This is a genomic window from Roseimaritima sediminicola, assembly GCF_009618275.1.
GTDB classification, from domain to species: Bacteria; Planctomycetota; Planctomycetia; order Pirellulales; family Pirellulaceae; genus Roseimaritima; species Roseimaritima sediminicola.
In genome coordinates this window covers 1-10,719 of record NZ_WIAD01000084.1, presented here as the reverse complement: position 1 = coordinate 10,719, position 10,719 = coordinate 1, and the positions used below count along the sequence as shown (strand labels likewise).

At 63.3% G+C, this 10,719-nt stretch carries 8 protein-coding genes; 6 read left to right on the top strand and 2 right to left on the bottom strand.

Going from position 1 to position 10,719, the window contains the following annotated elements:
* The 4 genes from GE027_RS21820 to GE027_RS21805 all read left to right on the top strand — a co-directional run.
* The coding region (locus tag GE027_RS21820; RefSeq protein WP_237607725.1) for a hypothetical protein at positions 1-409 on the top strand (409 nt) is incomplete at its 5' end.
* A 339-nt stretch (positions 410-748) separates the two neighbouring features.
* Complete coding sequence (locus GE027_RS21815; RefSeq protein WP_153559351.1) at positions 749-2,491, top strand: purine-cytosine permease family protein; 1,743 nt, start codon at positions 749-751, stop codon at positions 2,489-2,491.
* Positions 2,488-3,975 carry a mannitol dehydrogenase family protein gene (locus GE027_RS21810; RefSeq protein WP_153559350.1) on the top strand — a complete coding sequence of 496 codons (1,488 nt, stop codon included), beginning with the start codon at positions 2,488-2,490 and terminating at the stop codon, positions 3,973-3,975. Before GE027_RS21815 ends, GE027_RS21810 begins: the two co-directional genes overlap by 4 nt.
* Positions 3,976-4,039: 64 nt before the next feature.
* Positions 4,040-4,789, top strand: a complete 750-nt coding sequence (locus GE027_RS21805; RefSeq protein ID WP_153559349.1) for a ribonuclease E inhibitor RraB — start codon at positions 4,040-4,042, stop codon at positions 4,787-4,789.
* A gap of 1,265 nt (positions 4,790-6,054) precedes the next feature.
* On the opposite strand, the gene GE027_RS22890 is transcribed toward GE027_RS21805, so the two are convergent.
* Both GE027_RS22890 and GE027_RS21800 read right to left on the bottom strand, forming a co-directional pair.
* Positions 6,055-6,240, bottom strand: coding sequence for a hypothetical protein (locus GE027_RS22890; RefSeq protein WP_162006872.1), 186 nt, complete (start codon positions 6,238-6,240; stop codon positions 6,055-6,057).
* Positions 6,241-6,348: 108 nt separating this feature from the next.
* Complete coding sequence (locus GE027_RS21800) at positions 6,349-7,356, bottom strand: DUF1559 domain-containing protein (RefSeq protein WP_153559348.1); 1,008 nt, start codon at positions 7,354-7,356, stop codon at positions 6,349-6,351.
* Between the two features lie 416 nt (positions 7,357-7,772).
* On the opposite strand from GE027_RS21800, the gene GE027_RS21795 reads away from it, so the two are divergent.
* Entirely contained in the window at positions 7,773-9,182 is a 1,410-nt protein-coding gene (locus GE027_RS21795) for a sensor histidine kinase (protein WP_237607722.1), read from the top strand.
* 37 nt (positions 9,183-9,219) lie between these two features.
* Positions 9,220-10,632 (top strand): sigma-54-dependent transcriptional regulator, encoded by a 1,413-nt coding sequence (locus GE027_RS21790; RefSeq protein ID WP_153559347.1) that lies wholly within the window; start codon positions 9,220-9,222, stop codon positions 10,630-10,632.
* The last annotated feature ends 87 nt before the right edge of the window (positions 10,633-10,719 follow it).

Genomic DNA, 10,719 nt, shown 5'->3' with positions numbered 1-10,719 from the left:
CCACCATCCCAACTCCGGTGCGTTGCGGATCACGATCTACTCGAAGGACGCCTTCGACATTTCACGCGACTCGCGGCGACTCACCGAAGAACAACTCGACGCGAAATATCCTGCGTTGGCAAAAACCAAACGCCAACATGTTGAGGCTTATCAGGAAACGCTCGAGCGACGAAAACGAGCCTTACCCGAGGACAAACGCTTTGAAGCACCCGTGGCGAAGGTTCGTGTCTATAGTCGCTCCAGCCTCGGCACGGTGGTACACGTCGGAGCGGACTACTTCATTGTCGAGGATGCCGACAGCCAAGGCCGTTCGGCCCACTCCGCCCGCACCATCTCGCGGATCAATTGGCTGGAAGAACCGGCGATCGACGTCTCCGCTGCCATCGTAAGCACCGAAGACGCCGATTGATTTCGTCGCGAGCGGATTTGATGGTGAGCGGCAAGCCGGCGAGCCTTCACGCACATGCTCAAGGAGACCTGTCGCCTCTCCGAGGCTATCAGCGCGAGCAGTGGGAGAAACCGGTGGTTTCACCACCGGCAAAGAGCTTTCGCCGCTCCGCGGCTGGAGCGTAATACGAGTACGAGTACCGCTTCGCTGAGTACGAGCAGGAGTACGAGCAGGAGAACACGACACCGTGCAATGGCGAGTGAAAAGCGGATAGAATCGGGTACTGCGTGCGGTCGTCGCGGATCGCCTCGCAGCCTTGTCTCGCGCTTTTCTCCCACGCTCGCCGGATAACGTGACCGCATGTCCGCCACCGCCCCCTCGCCGCCTGCGAGCATTGCCGGCCTGAAGCCGGAACAGATGCCCGTTGCCCAGCACGAACTGCACGGCTGGACGCACTTCTTCGGCCTGTACGCCGGCGAGCACGTGGCGGCCACGGAGTTCGTGATCGGGGCGACGTTCGTGGCTCTGGGCGCAACCACGTCCGACATCCTGCTGGGATTATTGATCGGCAATCTGCTGGCGATTGCCAGTTGGACCTTCATCACCGCGCCGATCGCCGTGCAGACGCGGTTGAGCCTGTACACCTACTTGCACAAGATCGCCGGCGATTCGATGGCCGATCTTTACAACTGGGCCAACGTGCTGATCTTTACCGTCATCTCGGCGGCGATGATCACGGTCTCCAGCACGGCCGTGCGGTTGCTGTTCGACATTCCGGCTCAGCTGCAGTGGTACCCGACCGACGGGATGTTCGTGCTGGTCGTCCTGGGCGTCGGCATGATCGTGGTTCTGGTGGCCATGTATGGGTTCAACGCGGTCGCCGAGTTTTCCAGTATCTGTGGTCCCTGGTTGGTGGTAATGTTTACCAGCGGCGCTCTGGTCCTGATGCCGGCGCTAGCCGAGTCCGTTCTGGGACGCACGTATCTGACGGGGTTTCGCGATTTCATTACCATCGGCGACCGTAGCATCTGGACCGGCATCAACAGCGAAGGGCAACCCGGTGTCGGTCTGCTGGAGGTGATCGGGTTTGCTTGGGCCGCCAACACGCTGACGCACTTCGGATTGATCGACATGGCGTTGTTTCGGTACGCCAAGAGCTGGACGTATGGGATCTGTACCAGTGCCGGGATGCTGTTCGGTCACTACATCGCCTGGATCGCGGCCGGGATCATGGGTGCCGGAACGGCGGCTCTGCTGAGCACGACGATCGTGGAACTGGACCCGGGCGACGTGGCCTACCGAGCCCTGGGGTGGTCGGGGTACGTGATCGTGATCGTGGCCGGATGGACCACCGCCAACGCCAACCTGTACCGCGCCGGCTTGGCCGCCCAAGCGATCTTCTACAATCATTCGCGAGGTCAAGTCACGTTCACGGTGGGCTGCGTCACGGTGCTGATCGCATGCTTCCCGTTTGTGTTCAGCCAGATGTTACCGCTGCTGACCTACGCCGGATTGTTGGTCGTGCCGGTGGGCGGGATCGTGTTTGCCGAACACGTGCTGTTTCCGCGGCTGGGCATGACGCGGTACTGGGCCGCCTACCGCAAGCTTTCGCACAGCATTCCGGCGATCGTTTCCTGGGCCGCCGGATTGGTGTTTGGCTTTGGGTTGAACGCCCTGAACGTGATGTCGTTTTTCTATCTTTTCCTGCCGACCTGGGTCTTTACCATCATCCTGTACACGATCATGGCTCGCGCCTTCGGCGCAGCGGACGACTACCCGGAACCGGAGGCAGCCGAGCAGCAGCGGGCCGCGGACATCAAGGCCTATCAAGCCGACTTGGCCGCGGCCGAAGGCGAACATCCGCGAGACCGCAGCGGGCTGACGCGCATCCTGCGGGCCGTCGCCTGGACCAGCCTCGCCGTGACGCTGATCCTGGCCATTCGCGTGATGTTCAGCAGCCCGAATCCGATCACCTACGACAGCAACGCGGCAACCTTCCATCGCTGGGGATTCGTCTGCACGTTACTGTACTTCGCCGCCGCGTACTGGGCGTTGCGCCGTGAAAAGTCCCTGGCTCATCCTCACCAAAGTCCATCTACATGAATCAAGCTGCCGAACTGAACCGAGCGAACCTATCCGAGCTTCCCGCCTCGGTCGCTCGACCAAGCTACGACCCGGTGCGTTTGAAAAGCGGCATCGTGCACGTCGGCGTCGGCGGCTTCCATCGTTCGCACGAAGCGTTCTATACCGACCGTCTGCTCGATGAGGGCGATGCCGAGCAGTGGGGAATCTGCGGCGTTGGCATCCGAGCGGGCGACCGGCGCATCGCCGAAGTGCTCGACAAACAGGACGGGCTGTACAGCTTGATCGTCCGGCACCCCGATGGCCGCATCGATACCCGCGTCATCGGTTCGATCCATCGCTTCATTTTGGGCGACCAGGACCCGCAAGCGGTCGTCGCCCAGATGGCCCATCCCGATACGCGGATCGTGTCCCTGACGATCACCGAAGGCGGTTACAACGTGGATCCGGAAACCGGCCAGTTCGACTTTGCCAACGCCGAAGCCCAGCACGATTTGCAAAACCCCTCGGAGCCCAAACTGGTCTTCGGATTCCTGACCGCGGCCCTCCGCCGTCGACGTGACGAAGGGTTGCCCGCCTTCACGGTGCAGTCCTGCGACAACATCCAGCACAACGGCGATTTGACGGGCCGGATGCTGCTGCAGTTCGCTCGCCGCCAGGATGCGGAGCTGGCCAAGTGGATCGAGGACGAGGTGTGTTTCCCCAATGCCATGGTCGATCGCATCACCCCGGTCACTACCGACGACGACATCAAATACCTGAAGACGCACCACGGCTATCACGACCGCTGGCCGGTGACCTGCGAACCGTTCTGCCAGTGGGTGGTTGAGGACAAGTTCTGTTGCGGTCGACCGGCTTGGGATCGCGTCGGCGTGCAGTTCGTCCCGGATGTCGTTCCCTATGAAACGATGAAGCTGCGGTTGTTGAATGCCGGCCATTCGGTGCTGGGCATTCTGGGCGCGATCCACGGTCACGCCACGATCAACGACTGCATCGCCGACCCCACGTTCGCCGCTTACCTGCGACGCTTCATGGACCTCGAAGCCACGCCCACGCTGGATCCGGTTCCGGGCATCGACCTGGATCGCTACAAGGACACGCTGTTCGAACGATTCGGCAACCCCAATATCCGCGACAGCGTCAGCCGCATTTGTTTGCAGAGCTCAAGCAAGTTGCCCGTTTTCCTGCTGCCGACGATCGAAGCCAACCTAAAGGCCGGCCGCAGCATCGACCTCGGCACCTTTGTCGTTGCCGCTTGGTGCTTGTACAACGACCGCCAAGTGGATCGCCTGGGTCGGCCGCTGGAGATCGTCGACGACCGCAAAGACGAGCTGCACGCGGCGGCACACCGTACCGAAACCGACCCTCAGGCCTTCATCAAGTTCAAGCCCGTCTTTGGCGACCTGGCGGCCAGCGAACGTTTCGCAGCGACGTACACCGAGCTCATCGAACGGATCTATGCCGGAGCGGATTTAGTCGCGGAAATGCGCCGGCTGGTGCGCTGAGCCGATTGCGCGGAGAATGCGGGTCCGACGCCGTTGCCCGTTTGCACTCCCCGAGAACCCGAATATGAATGATGAACCGGACCTGTCCTTCGATATCGACGCTTTGTTCGCGCACCTGACCGGCGACTTGGATCAGGACCTGGCCGAAGAGCAAGACTGGAGCTTCTCGCTGCGATCGGACGATTCAGCGGCCCTTCAGAAGGTGGCCGCCGAGATGGAAGATGATTTCCTGGTCCACCTGCAAGAAAACGTCCAGGAAGTCGAAGCCGATGGCAGCACCTCTGACGGCGATCCCCTGCTGATGCTGGTTCGCCGCGGTGTCCTCGATGCCGACGAAGTCAAACAGATCGCCGCGGGGCTGCAGAGCCTCGCCGCCGAACGCGGACTGCGCTACGAGGGCGTCGAATGCTACGACCCCATCGATGAGGAAGAATTGTTCGGCTGGATGGAGCTGGAGGATGCGGCTTGGCGGCTGCGACACATGAGCGACATCGGCTTGGAAGACGAAGCCGAAATGCCCTGGGCGTTCCTGGTGGAAGCCCCATCGCTGGAAGCCAGCGAGCAGCTGGCCGCCGCCCTGGGCGAAGCAGGTTTTGAGGATCGCGACGACTTCGACGAACCCGACGAGGATGGCAGCTACGGTAGTTGCGTCTTTGTCGAGGGACGCAACGACGAAGGCGAGCTGCGCACGACAGCCGAGAAGATTTCGCAAATCGCCGGACCACAGGGATGCCAGTTGCTGGGCATCCAGTTCTACACACGCGAGGACGTCGCCTTTGTGTTTGGCGACGACGAAGAAGACGAGGACGTCTAAGTCTCCCGGGCTGGACGAGCCAGAAGCAAAAAAGGGCCGCGATTCGACGGGTGCCCCGAATCGCGGCCCGATATGAGAACGAGCAAGCTACCCCGTCTCGTCTTCCAAGAGCCGCTAACCTGTCCCCGGCTCCTGTTACGCCCCTTCTTGCCCCACACAAAAGAGTATCGGCCGCAGCTTCCCGAATCTGTAGTGCATTTCCCTACCAAGAAATCTGGTTGCGCACCGCCGTAGCCAAACCCGTCCGAGTTTGGGCGTTGGAGTGTAGTCTTTAGGCGATTCGGACAGCCGCAACGGGTCCACGGGGACAGTCATCGCAATCCACGGGGACAGTCATCGCAATCCACGGGGACAGTCATCGCGCAAGGCGGTTGCTAGCAGCTAGCACGTCAGATCGAGGCGTGCTCTGTCCCCGCCGGTTCTTTCGTTCTGGAATCGCAGAGCGATGGCATGTGGTAGCCCCGGGCGCGAGCCCGGGGAAACCCAATCAAACCATCCGCCAAGCCCTGGAAGGGCGACATGTATAACTCTCTGCGACCGGGGACAGTCAATTGCGACCGGGGACAGTCAACGCGCAAGGCGGTTGCTAGCAGCTAGCACGTCAGATCGACAACGCGACCGGGGACAGTCACGCGCAAGGCGGTTGCTAGCAGCTAGCACGTCAGATCGAGGCAGGCCCTGTCCCCGTCCCTCCGTGCTCTGTCCCCGTTTCTCCGTCGTCGATGGTCCCACAACCGACTGCCGTCGCTCCGCGACTCCCGGCGTATCTTGGGGGCTTCCTACCTCGGATTGGCATCCGAGGCTATCCACTGCCATCGCTTCGCGATTCAACGCCGCTAGCATCGGTGGCCGCGCCGTCGTACATACGACTGTCCCCACCGGTTCGCGCGCGTGCTCTGTCCCCGCCGGTTCCGCCGGTTCGCGATGTGCAAGCTCTGTCCCCGTTTCGCCGTCGTCGATGGTCCCACAACCGACTACCGTCGCTCCGCGACTCCCGGCGTATCTTGGGGGCTTCCTACCTCGGATTGGCATCCGAGGCTATCCACTGCCATCGCTTCGCGATTCAACGCCGCTAGCATCGGCGGCCGCGCCGTCGTGAATACGACTGTCCCCACCGGTTCGCGCGCGTGCTCTGTCCCCGCCGGTTCGCGATGTGCAAGCTCTGTCCCCGTTTCGCCGTCGTCGATGGTCCCAAAACCGACTACCGTCGCTCCGCGACTCCCAGCGTACCTTGGGGGCTTCCTACCTCGGATTGGCATCCGAGGCTATCCACTGCCATCGCTTCGCGATTCAACGCCGCTAGCATCGGCGGCCGCGCCGTCGTACATACGACTGTCCCCACCGGTTCGCGATGCCATCGCTTCGCGATTCAACGCTGCTAGCATCGGCGGCCGCGTCGTCGTGAATACGACTTTCCCCACCGGTTCGCGATGTGCGTGCTCTGTCCCCACCGGTTCCGTGCTCTGTCCCCGCCGGTTGGTTCCGCCGGTTCTTCGTTCTGGAATCGCAGCGCGATGGCATGTGGTAGCCCCGGGCGCGAGCTCGGGGAAACCCTTCGGCTACGGCTGTGTGACGACCTCTCCGCCGGCGCGGGTTCCTAGGGCGTGCCACACCGCCAGGTCCGTCGTCTCGCTGATCGAGGTCACGCTGCCGTCGACTTTGACGACGTTGACCACGCCGGAGTGAAAGCTGCGCGAGGTGATCATGGCATAGGTCGGGCTGCCGGCGATGCCGTTCTTTCCCTCCTGCCAAGAGTTGTAATCCATCTGCTCGTACAGCGTCCCGCCGGCGTTGTAGTGCACGTCGCTGTTGGGGGCGAGCGTGACGGTGAATCCGGTGTGGTGCACGCGTCCGTCGGGCCATTCGGTGTGCCCGGTGTTCTTGAACTGGGCACCGCTGGCCACGATCGCCTCGGCTTCGCCGCGGCTGGTCGGCACGGCCGTGGTGGCGGGTCCGCCGTTGCGTTGGTACGGCGTCCACGCTTTGACTTCCGCGGCCAGCAACGTCTGGCTGCTGCCGTCGGTGCAATCGCGAAAGTCCAAAAAGCGATTGGGAGAGAACATGCCGTCGCCGCCTTGCCGGGTGGACGGGTTGAAGACGAACCAGCGACCGAAGTTGAACCCGTAGCTGGTCGGGTACAGAGCCGGGCGGTTATCGGTGAACGTGCGGACTTGGAAACTGCCCGGGTCGCTGGGACAACCATAGATCGGGATCTTCAGCCCATCGATCACGCTCTGATGATCCCACGCCGAGGACAGATCGACGCGGTCGTACAGGTTGCCCTGCTCCAGATAGGGCAGGATCCGGCCGTGCACGCCCCAAGAACCGTTGTTGCCCGTGGAAGTCGTGTTCAGGTTGACCATGGCCGAGGGCGGAAAGCTGCCGTGGACGCTTTGATAGTTGTGGCAGGCCAACCCCAGTTGCTTGAGATGGTTGCTGCACTGCATCCGCCGAGCCGCTTCGCGAGCGGCCTGAACCGCTGGCAGCAGCAAACCCACCAACACCCCGATGATGGCGATGACCACCAACAACTCGACCAACGTAAAAGCATAACGCTTGGATTTCATAGACCGTTCTGTGTGTTTGGAAAAAGGGAGCTGAAAGGGATCGGCTGGCCAGCCAGGGGGCATCCTCGCGGCGTGCACCAGAGACACCGGAAATGCTTCCCGCGACCTCCGCCAGCGTCGTGTCACCGCCCTTATGCATCCGCCATGCCAGGGCCTAAGCATCCGCCATGCCAGGGCCTAAGCATCCGCCCCGCCAACCACGCTCCTGCCAACGCAAACGCGGGGAAAACGAACCAAAACAAAGTCGCCCGGGCGGTCCTCGCGATCGTTCATCTCGCCCTTCAACGCCGATGTTTTCGCCGGCCGCGGCGGATTATCCGCCGCCGCTTTTCGCCTAAAATAAACCGCCACGACTGCCCTTCGAGAAAACGTCTCCGTTGCCCTGCTTTGCCCTGCTCTTTCCATCGAGTCATCGCTTGTCCGTTTTGTCCTGGAATCGATCCCTGCGACTGCGACTGCTGGGGCCGCAAGTCGCCGCAGCGGTACTGGCGGCATTGGCCGTGACCGGGGCTTCCTACTGGTGGGGGTCCCAACGGGCCACCACGGAAATTCGCACGCGGTTCGACGCCATCGAGCGGACGTTGGCCGACGCCTCGTATCCGCTGAACGCCCTCGTCCTGGACTCGCTGGCTCAATTAACCCAGACCGAACTGGTGACGCTGGATGCGACGGGTCGCGTCCAGCACAGCACCGTCTCGTTGGCTTCGCCACCCGGCCAGCCGCACGTGCAAACCACCGACGCCCGGCGTTTTCTCTCGTTCGGCTTCAACACCGTGGCCGCTCCGGTTCGTCCCGACGGGGTGTACAGCGTGCGCGTGCTGTTCGACGAAGCGGTGGTTGCCGCGCGGCGCCGACAAGCGGCGATGTGGCCGCTGGTCACCGGACTGTCGACCATCCTCGCACTCACCTCGATCACTCTGCTGCTGACCTCGCGACTGGTCGGCCGGATCGCGATCCTGCAGCAGCGAGTCGAAGCGGTTGCCGGCGGCGACTTCGACGTTCGCGTTCCCGATCAAGGCCAGGACGAACTGGGCCGGCTGGGTTTGGCCGTGCAAAATATGGCGGGTCAACTGCGTCAGTTGTGGAAGGGTCTGGAGCGTCAGCAGAACGAGAAAGTGTTGCATCAGGTGGCCGGCGGGATGGCACACCAACTGCGCAACAGCCTTACCGGAGCGCGGCTGGCCGTCGAACTGCACGCCGCGCAGTGCCGCGACGCCACCGATGAAGACCTGCAGGTTGCGATCGGCCAGATCGAACAATCCGAAGACTACGTGCGGCGGTTGCTGTTGGTCGCCGCCGGTCGCCAGGACCCAGAGCGTCCGATGCGGGTCGAGCAGTGCTGGCAGGACCTCCGCAGCAGCCTCGCTCCGGTGGCCGAACATTTGAAACGGCAACTGCACTGGGAACTGGACGGGGCCGTCGCCGACGCGCGCTTGGTCGACGGGCCCAGCTGGACCGCAGCGGTCAGCAACCTGGTTCACAACGCCCTGCAGGCAGCCGACGATGTCCAGGTACGGGCCTCGGCCGACCAGGCGCAGGCCTCGGCCGACCAGGCGCAGGCCTCGGCCGACCAGGCGCAGGCCTCGGCCGGCTCGCCCGACGCGGTGTGCGTGCGCGTCATCGACAACGGCCCGGGCATTCCCGAACCGGTCGCCGAAGAATTGTTCGAACCCTTCGTCACCTCCAAACCCGAAGGCATGGGATTGGGTTTGTCGATCGTCCATCGTACGGCTCAGCGGCTGGGCGGCAGCGTGCGTTGGTACCGCGAGGGCGACCGCACCGTTTTTCAGTTCACCGTTCCGCTGCAGCGCACCGCGGCATCTTGAATCCATCGTCTCTTCACCGGAAACCATTCGCGAGCTGATGTCAAAACCACCCATCTTGGTTGTCGACGACGAACCCTCAATCTGCTGGGCCCTGCAGAAGATGCTCACGCGTGATGGTCACGACGTGTTGACCGCCTCCTCGGCGGAAGAGGGGCTGCGTTTGGCCGCCGAACATCGCCCACCGCTGGTCATCCTGGATGTCCGCTTGCCGGGACGCGACGGCATCGACGCGCTGCCGGATTTTCTCGAGGCCACCGGCAACGCGCCGGTGATCCTGATCACGGCCTTTGGCGACTTGGACACGGCGGTCGCAGCGGTCAAGCGCGGGGCGACCGACTACCTGACCAAACCTTTTAAACTGGACGATGCCGCGCGAGCCTGTCGCCAGGCGCTGCGGGACGCCGGTTCGGGAACCGTGCCCGAAGCCACGCGTCCGATGTCGCTGCGCCGAGCTGTCCTGGTCGGTTCGTCGCCGGCGATGCAACAGGCGTTTCGTCAGATCGCGTTGGTAGCCGAAAGCGATCTATCGGTCCTGATCACCGGCGAGACCGGCACGGGCAAGGAACTGGTGGCCGCGGCGATCGTTCGCCACAGCCGGCGGAGCGAACAACCCTACATACCGATCGCGCCGGTGGCGCTGAACCCGGACCTGATCGAAAGCGAGTTGTTTGGCCACGTCAAAGGCGCCTTCACCGGCGCGGCCGAGGACCGTCCGGGCCTGTTCGAGCGTGCGGAAAAGGGCACGATCCTGTTGGACGAGATCGGCGACCTGCCGCTGGGCACGCAGGTCAAACTGCTGCGAGTGCTGGAACAGGGCCAGTTCTGCCGCGTCGGGGATGTGACACCGCGCCGCGCCGACGTGCGGATCATCGCGGCGACCAATTGCGAGTTGCCGCGACAGGTCGCTTCGGGTCAGTTTCGCGAAGACCTGTTTCACCGCTTGACCGGAATGCACATCCACCTGCCGCCGCTGCGCGAACGCACCGAAGACATCCTTCCGCTGTGCCAACATTTTCTCTCCGCGATGGACTACGCCGCGCTGGACAGTGCGATCGACCGGCCGCTGCTCGACGCCCTCGAGCAACGCCCCTGGTACGGCAACATTCGCGAACTGAAGAATGCGATCGAACACGCCGCCGTGGTTGCTCGCGGTCGGCCGCTGAGCATCGCCGACTTTCCGCCGCCCAAACCGGGTCGCGACCAAGACGCGGCGGACGCGCCCGAAGCGGCCCTGGCCGGCGTCGTGCGTCAGTGGACCGCTCGAGCGATTCAGCGCTGCGAGGGCGATCCCGATTCCCTGCACGCCGATTTCCTGGCGGCCAGCGAACCCGCCCTACTGGAGGTCGTTTTGAAACACGCCGGCGGCAACCGCGCCAAAGCCGCGCAGTGGCTGGGCATCCATCGCGGCACCTTGCGCGACCGGCTGCGCGCTTACCGCATGGACGAGTAAGCACGTCGGCATGAATCTTTAGGTAAAACCCCGCGACAACACCCTCCCGCGCAGCGGGAGGGTTGGGCTCTTAGGCCCGGGGAGGGC